General features: G+C 66.8%; 16 protein-coding genes and 1 riboswitch. Of the genes, 1 reads left to right on the top strand and 15 read right to left on the bottom strand.

The genetic code is table 11. From position 1 onward, the window contains the following. A partial coding sequence (locus ACODRZ_RS19810; protein ID WP_488970388.1) for a flagellin occupies window positions 1–119 on the top strand: 119 nt, incomplete at its 5' end. Between the two features lie 92 nt (window positions 120–211). Here ACODRZ_RS19810 and ACODRZ_RS19815 read toward each other — a convergent pair. The 15 genes from ACODRZ_RS19815 to flgB all read right to left on the bottom strand — a co-directional run bounded on the left by ACODRZ_RS19815 (window position 212) and on the right by flgB (window position 12,819). Continuing rightward, complete coding sequence (locus ACODRZ_RS19815; RefSeq protein ID WP_488970378.1) at window positions 212–1,243, bottom strand: HoxN/HupN/NixA family nickel/cobalt transporter; 1,032 nt, start codon at window positions 1,241–1,243, stop codon at window positions 212–214. Window positions 1,244–1,429: 186 nt separating this feature from the next. After that, window positions 1,430–1,684, bottom strand: a riboswitch (cobalamin riboswitch). A 68-nt stretch (window positions 1,685–1,752) separates the two neighbouring features. Further along, window positions 1,753–2,151, bottom strand: a complete 399-nt coding sequence (locus tag ACODRZ_RS19820) for a nuclear transport factor 2 family protein (protein ID WP_488970377.1) — start codon at window positions 2,149–2,151, stop codon at window positions 1,753–1,755. 190 nt (window positions 2,152–2,341) lie between these two features. Further along, entirely contained in the window at window positions 2,342–3,157 is an 816-nt protein-coding gene (locus ACODRZ_RS19825) for a flagellar motor protein MotB (protein WP_488970376.1), read from the bottom strand. Window positions 3,158–3,159: 2 nt separating this feature from the next. Further along, window positions 3,160–4,023 (bottom strand): flagellar motor stator protein MotA, encoded by an 864-nt coding sequence (motA, locus tag ACODRZ_RS19830; RefSeq protein WP_488970375.1) that lies wholly within the window; start codon window positions 4,021–4,023, stop codon window positions 3,160–3,162. Window positions 4,024–4,132: 109 nt separating this feature from the next. Continuing rightward, the gene (locus ACODRZ_RS19835; protein WP_488970374.1) at window positions 4,133–5,050 is read right to left on the bottom strand and encodes a flagellin N-terminal helical domain-containing protein; all 918 of its coding nucleotides are present in this window, start codon (window positions 5,048–5,050) and stop codon (window positions 4,133–4,135) included. 8 nt (window positions 5,051–5,058) lie between these two features. Next, window positions 5,059–6,396: a flagellar hook-associated protein FlgK gene (flgK, locus tag ACODRZ_RS19840; protein WP_488970373.1), complete on the bottom strand. Its 1,338-nt coding sequence runs from the start codon at window positions 6,394–6,396 to the stop codon at window positions 5,059–5,061. Window positions 6,397–6,695: 299 nt separating this feature from the next. Beyond that, window positions 6,696–7,052: a rod-binding protein gene (locus ACODRZ_RS19845; protein ID WP_488970372.1), complete on the bottom strand. Its 357-nt coding sequence runs from the start codon at window positions 7,050–7,052 to the stop codon at window positions 6,696–6,698. Continuing rightward, window positions 7,049–8,179: a flagellar basal body P-ring protein FlgI gene (locus ACODRZ_RS19850; protein ID WP_488970371.1), complete on the bottom strand. Its 1,131-nt coding sequence runs from the start codon at window positions 8,177–8,179 to the stop codon at window positions 7,049–7,051. The genes ACODRZ_RS19845 and ACODRZ_RS19850 overlap by 4 nt, the downstream gene beginning before the upstream one ends. Before the next feature lie 71 nt (window positions 8,180–8,250). Beyond that, window positions 8,251–8,904 carry a flagellar basal body L-ring protein FlgH gene (locus tag ACODRZ_RS19855; protein WP_488970370.1) on the bottom strand — a complete coding sequence of 218 codons (654 nt, stop codon included), beginning with the start codon at window positions 8,902–8,904 and terminating at the stop codon, window positions 8,251–8,253. A 173-nt stretch (window positions 8,905–9,077) separates the two neighbouring features. Beyond that, on the bottom strand, window positions 9,078–9,866 hold the full coding sequence (gene flgG, locus ACODRZ_RS19860) for a flagellar basal-body rod protein FlgG (RefSeq protein ID WP_488970369.1): 789 nt from the start codon (window positions 9,864–9,866) through the stop codon (window positions 9,078–9,080). A gap of 66 nt (window positions 9,867–9,932) precedes the next feature. Beyond that, window positions 9,933–10,676 carry a flagellar basal body rod protein FlgF gene (locus ACODRZ_RS19865; protein ID WP_488970368.1) on the bottom strand — a complete coding sequence of 248 codons (744 nt, stop codon included), beginning with the start codon at window positions 10,674–10,676 and terminating at the stop codon, window positions 9,933–9,935. 225 nt (window positions 10,677–10,901) lie between these two features. Then, window positions 10,902–11,711: a flagellar hook-basal body protein gene (locus ACODRZ_RS19870; RefSeq protein ID WP_488970367.1), complete on the bottom strand. Its 810-nt coding sequence runs from the start codon at window positions 11,709–11,711 to the stop codon at window positions 10,902–10,904. 22 nt (window positions 11,712–11,733) lie between these two features. Beyond that, window positions 11,734–12,057: a flagellar hook assembly protein FlgD gene (locus ACODRZ_RS19875; protein WP_488970366.1), complete on the bottom strand. Its 324-nt coding sequence runs from the start codon at window positions 12,055–12,057 to the stop codon at window positions 11,734–11,736. Continuing rightward, window positions 12,054–12,458, bottom strand: a complete 405-nt coding sequence (flgC, locus tag ACODRZ_RS19880) for a flagellar basal body rod protein FlgC (RefSeq protein WP_488970365.1) — start codon at window positions 12,456–12,458, stop codon at window positions 12,054–12,056. The genes ACODRZ_RS19875 and flgC overlap by 4 nt, the downstream gene beginning before the upstream one ends. Window positions 12,459–12,471: 13 nt before the next feature. Continuing rightward, window positions 12,472–12,819 carry a flagellar basal body rod protein FlgB gene (flgB, locus tag ACODRZ_RS19885; RefSeq protein WP_488970364.1) on the bottom strand — a complete coding sequence of 116 codons (348 nt, stop codon included), beginning with the start codon at window positions 12,817–12,819 and terminating at the stop codon, window positions 12,472–12,474. Window positions 12,820–13,108 lie beyond the last annotated feature (289 nt).

Consider the following 13,108-nt stretch of genomic DNA (forward strand, 5'->3'; position numbering starts at 1 on the left):
CCGACTACTCGGCCGAGACCACCGCGATGGCCAAGGCGCAGATCCTCTCGCAGGCGTCCACCGCGATGCTCGCTCAGGCCAACCAGAGCCAGCAGAACGTCCTCTCGCTGCTGCGCTGATAACGAACTGAAATATAGAGCCTTCCTGTCCCGGAAGGTTCGGAAAGCCCGGTGGTTCCCCATGGCCGCCGGGCTTTTTTCGTGCGGGGTTATCAGCCTTTTCTGACTTCCACCGAATCCAGCCCGCCCCAGCGGTACACGGCCCAGCTCAGCAGCCAGCACGCCACGAACAGGCCGATGATCAGGAAGCCCAGCGTGTTGAACTGCTCCGACAGCGATGCCGCCCCCGACCATACGCCGCCCTCCAGCCCGAACTTCTCCGACAGCAGCGCGGCGGTCTGGATCGAGCCGATCACCAGCGCCACCATCGCCGAGATCGCGGTGATGACGATGTTGTAGTAGAGCTTGCGGATCGGTTTGACGAAGGCCCACTCGTAGGCGCCCAGCATGATGACACCGTCGGCGGTATCGACCAGCGCCATGCCCGCCGCGAACAGCACCGGGAACACCAGTACCGAGCCGAGCGAAATCCCGTCGGCCGCATGGGCGCCGGACAGGCCGAGGATCGCGACTTCGGTGGCGGTGTCGAAGCCCAGGCCGAACAGGAAGCCCAGCGGCGCCATGTGCCAGGCGTGGCGCACCAGTCGGAACACGGGGCGCAGTATCCGCGCGATCAGCCCGCGCCCGGCGAGCAGCATGTCGAGGTCTTCCTCGGCATAAGTCCCGCCGCGCCGAACCTCGACGAAGCGCTGCCACACGCCGCGCAGGATCGCGAGGTTCATGATCGCGATCACGAAGAGGAACGTCGCCGAGATGATCGTCGCGATCACGCCGCCCGAGCGGCCGAACGCCTCGAAATCGTCGAGCGTGCCCGCTGCCAGCGCGATGGTGGTGGCGGCGATCAGGACGATGGCGGAGTGGCCGAGCGCGAACCACAGGCCTACGGTGATCGGGCGCTGGCCTTCCTGCATCAGCTTGCGGGTGACGTTGTCGATGGCGGCGATGTGGTCGGCGTCGACCGCGTGGCGCAGGCCGAGACTCCAGGCGAGGAGGGCGGTGCCCAGCATCACCGGGCTGGCGTGGAACAGGCTGAAGGCCCAGCCCCACACGACAAGGTTGGCGGCGACGAGCAGGGAAAAGAGCACGATGATCCGGCTCTTGAGAGGCGTAGTGGCAGAAGACATCGGCAAAACGATCCGTCTCGCGTCGGCGACCTGACGGGGGCGTGCCGCGCACTCGGCGCGGTCGGTACGGAGGCCCCGGACGGACGCGGCAGCGTCCGGCGTCCCTCGCGCCGATGCGGCCCCCGCCGCACGTTGCGTCGCTCAGACGGACAGTTTCCGTGCCACGGTCATCCCCTGGACCAAGGCAAGAGCGACCGGACGCAGGCAGGTCTCCTGGCTCGCGGGTCATCGCTTGATGCATGGCCTTCCCGTGGCCTCGCATGTCGCAGCGTCCGGCCCAGTGGCTGCCGGCGTCCACCTTCGGGGCACCGGCCTATGCATCGCGCTCGCCACTTACAGTTGCAGGGACAGCCCCGGATTCGGATGCGCTGCTTGCGACGGGCACCCTCACCGCGTTCCCTATTAAGCCCCTTGCGGGGCACCGGCGCGATCTTTGCCGAATTGCTCGTAGATGAGCGCTTCGACGCGGCATTCCTAATCGCGCCGTGGTTCCGCCGCAAGAGGGGGCGCTATTCGGCGATGTTCATGGCGTAAGTGCGCCGGGCGAAGCGCCAGCGGCCGTCATGGCGGACAAGGTCGTCGTCGTAGCGGGCGGCGAACTTCACCACCTTGCCCTCGATCCGGGCGATCTCGCGGATATGGCAGCGGCCTTTCGCGGTGTCGCCCGAGACCTGGATCGCGCCGGGCATGGCGAAAAAGACCATCGCGTCCATCGTGGCGAAGAGGTCGTCCCAGGTGCGCGAGAGGGCTTCGTGGCCCCGGACTTCGGCGTGGCTGGTGATCCATTCGGCGTCGGGTGCCCAGCAGTCCAGCCACTGCGCCTTGTCGATCCGCGATGCGGCGTCGGCGTAAGTCTCCATCAGTTCGCGAATGGCAGCGCGGTCCTCGGCGGGGCCGGTGAATTGCATGATGCTCTCCCTGCTTTTGACGGGAGGGTGTGGCGATGCGCGCGGCGAGGCAAGCGGGCGGGCATCGCGGGGGCAATGGATGCGTTTGCGCGCGGGGCCTTCGACAAGCTCAGCCTGAGCGGAAGTAGCACAAACCTCTAAACCCGCTCAGGCTGAGCTTGTCGAAGCCCCTGCCGTGAGGCGCACGCCCTCAATCCATCACCGTCACCGAAATCCGCCGGTTCCGCGGATCATGCGGATCGCCGGGGATCAGCAGTTCGCGGTCGGCCACGCCCTCGATGCGGCGGAAGCGGTCTTCGGCGATGCCGTCGCGCATGAGGGCTTGCCGCGTCGCCTCGGCGCGCCCGGCGGAGAGCGACCAGTTGTTGCCGACGATGCCCGGCTTGTAGGGCAGCGCGTCGGTGTGGCCGCGCACGGTCAGCCCGCCATGCCCCTCCTCCAGCGCCTGCCCGAGCGCGACGAGCAGGTCGCTTGCCTCGGGCGTCAGCACCGTGGTGCCCATGCGGAACATCGAGAAGTTGGCGTCGTCCACCAGATCGATGCGGATGCCTTCGGTGGTGTCGACCATGCGCACCTGCCTGGCCAGCAGGCGCAGGCGGGCGGTGGAATCGAGCTTCTTCGCGATCTCCTGCCGGGTGGTGCGGCGGGCGCCTTCCTTCGATCCGCCGGTGGTGTCGCGCGGGATGGTGATTGCCTTGTTGCCGCTGCCGCCGGGGTGGGGCAGCTTGTCCTGCGCGGTCAGCGAGGTGCCGCCCAGCAGCCCGGTGCCCGAGCCGGTGCCCGACTTGCGGTTCTTGACCAGCGTGGGCGAGAAGTAGTCGGCGATGCCCTTGCGCTGCTTCTCGGTGGTGGCGCCGAGGATCCACAGCAGCAGGAAGAACGCCATCATCGCGGTCACGAAGTCCGCATAGGCGACCTTCCACGCACCGCCATGGTGCCCGCCCGCGACGACGGTGACTTTCTTGACGATGATGGGGCGGACGGGTTCGTCGGGCTTCTTCGCCATGCCTACTTGCCCCTCATCGCGTCGAGCAGTTCGGACAGGCTGGGGCGGAAGGCGTGGCCGAGGCCCGAGCGGGCGGATTCCACCACCAGCGGCTGGGGCCAGCCGTGCAGGCTTGCGATGATGACCTGCTTGACCGCGTGGAAGATCTGCTCGTCCTGTTCGAGCACCTGCTTGAGCCTCCCGGCCATCGGCGCGACGATGCCGTAGGCCAGCAACACGCCCATGAACGTGCCGACGAGCGCCGAGCCGATCATCTCGCCAAGGACCGACGGGGGCTTGTCGATCGATCCCATGGTCTTCACCACGCCGAGCACTGCCGCGACGATGCCCAGTGCGGGCAGGGCGTCGGCAAGGCCCTGCAGCGCGTGCTGCGCCTCGTGGCTTTCATGGAAGTGGGTCTTGAGCCCGTTGTCGATCACGTCCTCCACCGCGTGCACCTCCAGCGTGCCCGAGGAGACGACGATCAGCGTCAGCGTGTCGGCGATGACGTGGATCAGCGCGTCGTTGGCGAGGAGGCGGGGAAACTCCGCGAAGATGGCGGAGGATTTCGGATCGGAGACATGGCTTTCCAGCGCCACCGGGCCTTCGGTGCGCAGCATCTTCATCAGCCGTGCGGTCAGGATGATCGCGTCAATATGGTCTTGCTTGTTGTGCTTCGGACCCTTGAACACCTTTACCGCGCCGCCGCCGATGCCCTTGAGTTCATGCATCGAATTGCCGGTGACGATCGCGCCGATGGCAGCGCCGCCGATGATCAGCATTTCGTGCGGGATCGCGTGCATCACCGGCCCCAGCGCACCGCCGGTGATCGCGAAGCCGCCGAAGACCATCACCAGCAGGATCACGACGCCGATGATTGCAAACATTAGGGACTCCGAAGGGTTCGGTTAGGGAAGGTTGCCGCGCGAGGGGGCTTCGACAAGCTCAGCCTGAGCGGATTTGGAGGTAGTTCTCCTTGCATCCCCGCATGAAGGATCAGCGCAGCTGGTCGAACAGCGAGAGGCTGGAGAGCTTGGTGAAGCTGGCCTGGCTGGCTTCCAGCACGGTCAGCGTCTCCTGCAGCCGCGTCATCGTGGTGGCGAGGTCGGCGCCGCCGATGTTCGCCTCTTCGGTGGAGCGCAGTTCGGACAAGTCGGTGCGGCGGTCGGTGGTCAGCTCGATCCAGTTGAGGCGGCTGCCCACCACGGTCTGCGCGGTGGTCAGGGTGTCGAGGCCGGTCTGCAGGTCGGTCAGCGCATCGGTGGCCGCTGTGGTTCCGGTGCCCGATTTCAGCGCGTCCGACAGCGCCTGCACGGTTGCCATCACGTCGGTCGCGCTGCCGTTCTTGCCGGTGAAGGAGAGGAACTGCGGCCCGGTCATCGAGCGGGTGACCTGCTGGCCTTCGCCCAGCGGCAGGTCGTCGACCTGTGCGGTGCCGACGTATTGCGCCTTGCCGGCGGCGTCGAGCTGGTAGGCATCGCCCGAAGCCTCGCCGCCGAACAGCGCGTGGCCGTTCGAATCGCGCGCGTTGGACAGCGCGAACATCGAATTGTGAAGCTGGTCCAGTTCCGCCGCGATCGCGCTGCGCTGGTCGCCCGTCAGGGTGGAGGAGGCGGCCTGCGTCGCCAGTTCCTTCGCGCGGATGATCGCGTCGGCCATGTCCGACATGGTGCCGCCCGCCAGCGTCAGGTCCGCGTTGGCGCGCTCGGCGTTGGCGGTGTCGATCTGCGAGAGCGAGTCCATCCGCGCCAGCGCCCGCAGGCGTGAGGCGGCCACCGGGTTGTCGGAGGAGCGGTCCAGCTTGTTCCCGCTCGACAGCTGCGACTGCAGGCTTTCGGCCTGCGAACGCAGCGTTTTGATGTCGGAGCGCGAGCGTTCGAAGAAGGCGCCGGTGCTGGTCGTGATGCTGCTCATCGGAAGCCTTACCTGATGCCGAGGATGGAATCGAACAGGTCGGAGGCGACCTGCATGACGCGCGCCGAGGCTTGATAGGCCTGCTGGTAGCGCATGAGATTGACCGCCTCGTCGTCGAGGTTGACGCCCGCCTGGCTCTGCAGCGAGACTTTCGCGCTGCTGGCGATGGTGTCGAGCGCGTCGCGCGTGACGGTGCGGCCCGCAACGGCGCTGGAGACGGTGAACAGCAGGGTGTCCATCTGCCCCGCCGGATCGGCGCCGTCGAAGGCGGAGCGCATCGCGGTGAGGTTGGACACGTCGCGGCTGTTCGCGGCGGCCCCGGCGGGCGCGGTGGCGATGGCGCTGCCGCCGCTCGCCACCATTTTCAGGCTGGCGGCGTCGGTGCCCGAGAACAGCGGCTGGCCCGCGTTGCCCTGCAGGTCCACGCCGGAGGCCTGCGCGGTGTTGATGGTGCTGGCGATGCTGGCGGCGATACCGTCGAGCGAGGTGCGCGCGTTCGACAGTTCCACCAGCGCCTGCGCCTTGCCCGCGATCGCGCCGGAGCTGAGCGTCACTGCCTGGCTGTTCACCGTGAAGTTGAGGGTGCCGTTCGCCGCCATGCTCATCGCCAGGGTATTGGCGCTCGCGCCCGACACCAGCGCCGAGCCGGTCGGGCCGCCGAGCATGACCGAGACGGTCTTGTCGGGATTGATGGTGGTGGTGATGTCCGCCTGCCCGCTCAGCTTCTGCAGCAGGGCGTCGCGCTGGTCGAGCAGGGCGCTCTGGTCGCTCGACGAATCCGCCGAGCGCATCAGGCGCAGGTTCACGCGCGCCAGCTCGCCTGCGGTGGTATTGATCTGGTCGACGCCGTCCTGCGCCTCGAACTGCAGGCCCTTGGCGGCGGAGTCGAGGCTCTGCGCGGCGGTGTTGAAGGTCTGCGCCAGGGTGCGGCCGTCCTCCACCACTTGCGCGCGCAAGGAGCCGTCGGTGGGGTCGGAGAGCAGCTGCTTCAGGCTGCCTTCGAAGCTGACGATGGAGTCGTACACGCCGGTCTGTTCGAGGGCGGCCTCGACGTTTTCGAGGCCCTGCACTTCGGCGGTGGCACGTGCGGCGTCGGAGCCGGTGCGGCGTACCTCGGACTGGCGGAAGGTATCGGCGTTGCGCACGATCCCGGTGATCCGTGCGCCCGACAGGTTGATCGCGCTGGGCGTGGTGAGGCTGACCCCGTTTGCGACCTCGGACACCGCGACCGACCGGCGCACGTAGCCCTCGGTCGAGGCGTTCGCGATGTTGTTCGACGTCACCTCCAGCGCCGCGCGGGCTACGCGGGCGCCGGATTTGCCGATCGAGAGAAGGTCGGAGGCCATGGGTTCGCCGGGTATCCGTGTTCGCGCGCCGGGGCTTCGACAAGCTTAGCCTGAGCGGGGTTGATGGGGTTGCTTGTCAGAACGGCAGCAGGGCGTCTGGTTAAAGGGCTGGGTGGGGAAACTGCCGGCTTCCGTTGTCTCTCCCCGTCACCCTGAACTTGTTTCAGGGTCCATCGGGCAGCGTTTCCGGCCCTGTCATGTCATCAGCCGCTCTGTCGGTTTACTGCGTCAGACACCTGCGCTCGCGGCGAAATGGACCCTGAAACAAGTTCAGGGTGACGGGGTGGGAGGGGGAGAGGTCACTTGACCTTCGGGTTCGCGGGCGGGGTGGCTTCTGGACTCCCCTGCGCTATCGAAGGACCATCCACGAACCGCGCCATCTGCGCTTCCAGCATCTTCGCCAGACCAATGGTGCCGGTATCCGCCGTGGCATCGGCGAAGTGTTCGTCCTGCAACTGGCGGAAGGTTTCCATCGCCTGCCCGCCGGAAATGTCCCCCGCGCCGCCATCTCCGCCGAACGAGGTGGCGCGCGCGGCGCTGAGCATCTGGCGCAGGAACACCGCCTCGAACTGCTTCGCCACGGTGTGCAGCTTCTCGCGGTCGGTCTGCTGGGTCTTGACCGCCATTCCGGGCGCGGCAGGGAGGATCGTGCTCATATCACCACCATTTCCGCCTTCAGCGCGCCCGCCTGCTTCAGCGCCTCAAGGATCGCCACGAGGTCGGACGGCGTCACCCCCAGCATGTTGAGCGCGTCGACCACCTTGGACAGCGAGGCCCCGCCCCGGAACAGCGCGACCGAGCGGTTCTCCTCCTCCACAGAGACGTTTGAGCGGTTTTCGGTGCGGGTGCTGCCGCCGCTGAACGGGCCGGGCTGGGAGACGCGGTCGTTTTCCTCCACGCGCACGGTCAGCTTGCCGTGGCTGATGGCGGCAGGGGACAGGCGCACGGCGGAATTGATGACGACGGTGCCGGTGCGGCTGTTGACGATCACGCGCGCGGCGGTTTCGGCGGGGTTCACGTCGATCATCTCGATCGCGGCCATCATGCTGGCGCGGCTGTCGGGATCGGCGGGCATGCGCAGGGCGAGCGTCACGCCGTCCTCGACCGAGGCGATGCCGGGGACGCGGCTGTTGATCGCATCGCGCACCCGCGCGGCGGTGAGGAAGTCGGCCTCGAACAGGTTCCAGCGCAAGGTATCGCCCGCATCGAAGCCGGTGGCGACTGTGCGCTCGACGCTGGCGCCTTCGGCGATGCGGCCCACGGTGGGTATGTTGACGGTGACCTTGGAGCCGTCCTTGCCCGAGGCGTCGAGCCCGCCGACCGCGAGGTTGCCTTGCGCCATCGCGTAGATCTGGCCGTCGGCGCCGTAAAGCGGTGTCAGGATCAGTGCGCCGCCGCGCAGCGACTTGGCCTTGCCGATGGTGGAGACGGTGACGTCGATGCGCTGGCCCGGCTTGGCGAAGGCGGGCAGATCGGCGGTTATCATGACGGCGGCGGCGTTCTTGAGGCCGGGCGCCACGCCCGGCGGCAGGGTCAGGCCCATGCGGCCCGAGACGCCCTTCATCGCCTGCGTCAGATATTCGAGGTTGTCGTCCCCGGTGCCGGGCAGGCCGACCACTACGCCGTAGCCGGTCAGCTGGTTGGTGCGCACGCCCTGGAACTGGCCGAGATCGCGGACGCGCTCGGCGTGGGCGGGGGAGGCGAGCGTGGTGAGGAGCAGCGCGGCGAGGGCGGCGTGGGCCAGGTGCTTCGACAAGCTCAGCACGAGCGGAAAAATGCGCATGCGTCCAGTTCCGCTCATCCTGAGCTTATCGAAGGATGTCGAGGCGAGGCGCAAGGTCACGTCGGCCACCATCAGAACGGCGAGATCGTGTTGAAGAACCGGCCCAGCCAGCCCTGCTTGCTGGCCTGCTGCAGCGCGCCCTTGCCGGTGTACTCAATGCGGGCGTCGGCCACGCGGTCGGAGGCGATCTGGTTCTCCTGATCGATGTCCGCCAGCCGCACGATGCCGGAGAAGCGCACCCATTCGTCGCCCTGACTGATAAGCATCTTCTTCTCGCCGCGCACCAGTGCGGTGCCGTTGGGACGCACTTCGGCGATTGTCACCGACAGCGTGCTGCTGAGCGAGGACGTCTGCGCCGCGCTGCCCTGTCCGGTGAAGGTGGAGTTGGAACCCGCCTTCAGCGCATCGGCGTCGAGCAGCTTGGAGAGGAGACCCTTGGTCGGCGGGGTGACGCCGAGCGAGCCGGACTTGCCGCTCTTGGAACTGACCGCCTTGGAGGCACTGGTGCTCTCGATCAGCAGGATCGTCAGCGGATCGCCAACGCGCGCGGCGCGGGTGCCCTGATAGAGCGCCGCGTAGCCGGCGGAGGTCGCGAAGATCGAGCCGTTCGCCGCCACCGGCGCGATGGGCGCGGCGACGGGCAGGGTGGGCTCGAAGCCGGAGGGCTTGGGTTCCTTCTTGGCCAGCGCGGGCGTCGCCGAAAGCGCGGTCGCGCAAAGTAGCATCGCGGCATTCCTCCCCCACCGGGGGAGGGGGACCATGCGCAGCATGGTGGAGGGGCACGCGCCGTTCGCGTGACTTCTCTTCACGCGGCCTCTCGTCATGCGAGGGTGCCCCTCCACCACCGTTCCGGTGGTCCCCCTCCCCGTACCGGGGAGGGACTGGCGCATCCTTTTCATCACAGCGTCTGGTTGGCGTTGCGCAGCATCTCGTCCACGGCCGAGATCATCTTCGAGTTGATCTCGTAGGCGCGCTGCGTCTCGATCATGTCGACCAGTTCCTCGACGACGTTGACGTTCGAGGCTTCGAGCATGCCCTGACGGATATGCCCGCGCCCCTGCTCGCCCGCCGGGCCGATCTGCGCCGGGCCGCTGCCTGCGGTCTCCAGCATGAAGTTGTCGCTGGCGGCCTGCAGCGCCACCGGGTTGGTGAAGCTGGCGATGGTGATCTGCCCCAGCTGCGTCGGCTCCGACTGCCCCTGCAAGGTCGCCGAGACGGTGCCGTCGTCGGACACGGTGATCGAGGTCGCGCCCTCGGGCACGGTGATGCCGGGCTGCACGGGGTAGCCCTGCGAAGTCACCAGCTGGCCCTCCGACGTGCGGCTGAAGTTGCCCGCGCGGGTATAGCCGAGCTGCCCGCCCGGCATCTGGATCTGGAAGTAGCCATCGCCATCGAGCGCAAGGTCGAGCGCATTGCCGGTGGTCTGCAACGAGCCCTGCGTCTCCATCCTCGTGGTCGACTGCACGGCGACGCCGGTGCCGAGATTGAGGCCGGTGGCATAGGCGGTCTCGGTCGAGGACTGGGCGCCGGCTACACGGGTGTCCTGATAGGCCAGCGTCTCGAAATTGGCACGATCACGCTTGAAGGCGGTGGTCGAGACGTTCGCCAGATTGTTGGCGATCACGCGCATGCGCGTGTCCTGTGCCTCTAGACCGGTGCGGGCGACCTGAAGTGCGGAACTGGGCATGGTGTGTATCCTCTAGGTGGCGTTAGGGTGCCGTTTAGTGCCGTTGTGTGCCATCAGGCGAAAACCTCAGCCGTCGAGGCGCATGAGGCGCGCTCCGGCCTCGTCGAGATCGCCTGCGGTCTTCACCAGCTTGGTGCGCATGTCGAAAAGCCGCTGCGCCGCGATCATCTCCGTCAGTACCTCGGAAGGGTTTACGTTGGACTGCTCGAGGGCTCCGGGAATCACCTGAGCGTTCTCGTCGACCGGCAGGATTCCGCCGTTCGGCACGCGGAACTGGCCGGCGATATCCTTGGCGATCTGCGTGCCCGCCGTGCTGACGAGTTTAAGCTTATCAAGCACTTGTGGCGCCGCATCCGGCGTATCGGGATCGCTGGCGAGCACTCCGCCGTCTGGTCCGATGGTGACTTTGGAGCCGGGTGGCACGGTGATCGGGCCGGACTGGCCGATGACCGGCAGCCCGTCGCCGTTCTGCAATACGCCGGTCACCGTGATCGAAAGATCGCCGCGCCGGGTATAGCTTTCCTGCCCGTCCGGTGCCTGCACCGCGAGCATGGCATCGCCCTGCATCGCCACGTCGAGCGGCTGGTTGGTGCGGTTGAGCCCGCCCGCCTTCATCGACGCCGCCGACACTTCCGAGCTGGACAGCGCACGCACTTCGAGCTGAGGGCCTTCCAGCGTGGTGGGCGTCGCCTGCAGGATTTCCGCTTTGAAACCAACGGTCTGCGCATTCGCCATGTTGCTGGCGATGACACGCTCGCGGTTCATCGAGGCGTTCATGCCCGAGACGGCGGTGTAGATGAGGCGGTCCATGGTCTGTCCTGTGGGGGGCGCCGTTTCGAACGACGCCCCGGAATTTCACCGCGTCACCCTGAACTCGTTTCAGGGTCCATCGCGCGGCATGGTCCGAAGGGTCGGGTGACCATGCTGCACTGGCGGTTTGCTGATCGGCGCACTGCGCTATCGGCCTGATGGACCCTGAAACGAGTTCAGGGTGACGGGTGGGGGAGGGCGGGGGTGCCCTCCCTGCATCATGGCTTACGTGCGCAGGTTGATGACGGTCTGCGAGATCTGCGTGGCGGTATCGATCGCCTTGGCATTGGCCTGGAAGTACCGCTGCGCGCTGATCAGATCGACGAGTTCCTCGGCGATATCGACGTTGGAGCGCTCCAGCGAGCCCGAGTTGATCGCGCCGAACGCGCCCGAACCGGGGGCGCCATACGTGGCCGCGCCCGACTTGCCGGTAACTTTCCAGCTCGAATCGCCGACCTGCTTCAGCCCCGTGGGCGAGGTGAAGTTGGCAAGTGCGACGGTGCCGATATTGGTGTTGGTGCCGTCGTCGTAGGAGGCGACGACCTGGCCTTCGTTGTCGATCGTCACGCTCGCCAGCGTCGAACCGGCGGCGTTCTGCGGGGCGACCAGCGCGTCCTGATGGGTGGCGGTGTTGACGGTGCCGCCCGTGTTCGGGAACACCTGCAGGCGGCCGCCCTCGGCGTTCTTGATGTAGCCGTTACCGTCCACGCTGAACGCGCCGTTGCGGGTGTAGGTGGTCTGGCCCGAGATCGGCGAGGCGGTGGTGAAGAAGCCTTCGCCGCCGATCGCGAGGTCAAGCGCATTGCCGGTCTGCTCGATCGCGCCGACGCCGAAGTTCTGGCGGATTTCCGCCACGCGGCTGCCGATGCCCACGGTCAGCGACGGGTCGGTGATGACCGAGGACGAGATGATGTCGGCGAACTGGGTGTTGCTCTTCTTGAAGCCGTTGGTCTCGGCGTTGGCGATGTTGTGCGAGATGACGTTGAGGTCGGTCTGCGCGTTCTTCAGGCCGGTGAGCGAGGTGTAGTAGGACATCTGTTATCTCCGAAAATGAGGGTCAGGCAGAGGGGTTCTGAGAGGCGGCAAGCTTGGCGACGGCGGCGGCGGTGTCGTTCTGGGCCGAGACCACCTTGTCGAGCTTGTCGGCGATCGACTGCAGCGTCTCGCCGCTCTTGGTCGTGCTCGCGAGCGAGGAGAACTGCGCCATCTGGGCCAGCATCTCGTTGTTGTCGGTCGGGTTCGTCGGATCCTGCTGCTTGAGCTGGCCCGTCATCAGCTTGATGAAGTCCCCCGAATCGAGGTCGGCGAGCGAGTTCTTCGCCTTCACGGCCGAGGTGGCCCCGGCGCTCTGTCCGGTGGAGTTGATGGCGTTTACGGTCATTTCATCCTCAGGGTGTCGAGCATCAGCTGCTTGGCGGTGGAAAGGGCCTCGACCATGTTCTGGTACTGGCGCGAGGCTTCGAGCATCTCGACCATCTCCGCGTTCTCATCGACCGGAGCGGTCCACACGTCGCCGTTGGCATCGGCGAGCGGGTGATCGGGGTTGTGCTGGCGCACGGCGGCGGCCTTTTCGCGGATCACGCCGCTGACCTTCACCGAGGCAAGGCCGCTGGCGCGGTCGAGATCCTCGGAGAAGACGGCGCGGATCGGCTTGTAGGCGCCGTCCTCGGTGGCCGAGACGGACCCTGCGTTGGCAAGGTTCGAGGCCGCCGCGTTCATCCGCACCAGCTGGGCAGACATGCCTTTCTGGGCGACGCCGAAGAGGTTCATGGGGCTGCTCATCATTCGCCCTCCATCATTCGCCGCGAAGGGCGCGCTTGACGGTGTCGACCCGCCCGCGAATGAAATCGAGCGTGGCCGAATAGCCGACCGCGTTCTCCGAGAAGGCGAGCTGTTCGTTCTGCAGTTCCACCGTGTTGCCGTCGAGCGAGGGCATGACGGGCACTCGGTAGAGTTCGGCGCCCTTGCTGGCCTGATCGACGCTGGCGCCCTTGTCGGCGGCGCGGATCGCGGCCGAGAAGTCGATATCCTTGGCCTTGTAGCCCGGCGTGCCGGCATTGGCGATGTTCGAGGCGATCAGGCCCATGCGCTGCGACCGCAGCTCCAGCGCCTTGCCGTGTATTCCGAAAAGGTCTTGCGACATGGATGTTGTGGTCCCGAAAACGATTGTGCCCGAAGGCTCGGGGGATACTCTGCAAAGGGCGTGCCAAACGGTTGCAGCGTCCTGTCGCGGGGGCTTCGACAAGCTCAGCCTGAGCGGAATTGCGGGGTTTTTGGGTATCTGCCCCGGGCACTCCCAACTCCGCTCACCCTGAGCTTGTCGAAGGGTGCTGGCACAAGGCCCGGCAAACCTTTGCCGGTCGGCGGCAAATCCGCGCTGCCGCCTGAAATTGCGGCGGCACGGCCGTTCTACATCCTCAAAAGGAGGATTC

It is taken from the genome of Novosphingobium sp. FG90 (assembly GCF_057808725.1).

Bases quoted from the DNA above. Each gene is read 5' to 3' on its own strand.
- ACODRZ_RS19845 (WP_488970372.1), bottom strand. From the start codon at position 7,052: ATGAGCACGATCCTCCCTGCCGCGCCCGGAATGGCGGTCAAGACCCAG.
- ACODRZ_RS19875 (WP_488970366.1), bottom strand. From the start codon at position 12,057: ATGACCGTAAACGCCATCAACTCCACCGGACAGAGCGCCGGGGCCACC.
- ACODRZ_RS19815 (WP_488970378.1), bottom strand. From the start codon at position 1,243: ATGTCTTCTGCCACTACGCCTCTCAAGAGCCGGATCATCGTGCTCTTT.
- flgK (WP_488970373.1), bottom strand. From the start codon at position 6,396: ATGGCCTCCGACCTTCTCTCGATCGGCAAATCCGGCGCCCGCGTAGCC.
- ACODRZ_RS19865 (WP_488970368.1), bottom strand. From the start codon at position 10,676: ATGGACCGCCTCATCTACACCGCCGTCTCGGGCATGAACGCCTCGATG.
- ACODRZ_RS19825 (WP_488970376.1), bottom strand. From the start codon at position 3,157: ATGGCGAAGAAGCCCGACGAACCCGTCCGCCCCATCATCGTCAAGAAA.
- ACODRZ_RS19820 (WP_488970377.1), bottom strand. From the start codon at position 2,151: ATGCAATTCACCGGCCCCGCCGAGGACCGCGCTGCCATTCGCGAACTG.
- flgG (WP_488970369.1), bottom strand. From the start codon at position 9,866: ATGCCCAGTTCCGCACTTCAGGTCGCCCGCACCGGTCTAGAGGCACAG.
- ACODRZ_RS19835 (WP_488970374.1), bottom strand. From the start codon at position 5,050: ATGAGCAGCATCACGACCAGCACCGGCGCCTTCTTCGAACGCTCGCGC.
- flgC (WP_488970365.1), bottom strand. From the start codon at position 12,458: ATGAGCAGCCCCATGAACCTCTTCGGCGTCGCCCAGAAAGGCATGTCT.
- ACODRZ_RS19870 (WP_488970367.1), bottom strand. From the start codon at position 11,711: ATGTCCTACTACACCTCGCTCACCGGCCTGAAGAACGCGCAGACCGAC.
- flgB (WP_488970364.1), bottom strand. From the start codon at position 12,819: ATGTCGCAAGACCTTTTCGGAATACACGGCAAGGCGCTGGAGCTGCGG.
- motA (WP_488970375.1), bottom strand. From the start codon at position 4,023: ATGTTTGCAATCATCGGCGTCGTGATCCTGCTGGTGATGGTCTTCGGC.
- ACODRZ_RS19850 (WP_488970371.1), bottom strand. From the start codon at position 8,179: ATGCGCATTTTTCCGCTCGTGCTGAGCTTGTCGAAGCACCTGGCCCAC.
- ACODRZ_RS19855 (WP_488970370.1), bottom strand. From the start codon at position 8,904: ATGCTACTTTGCGCGACCGCGCTTTCGGCGACGCCCGCGCTGGCCAAG.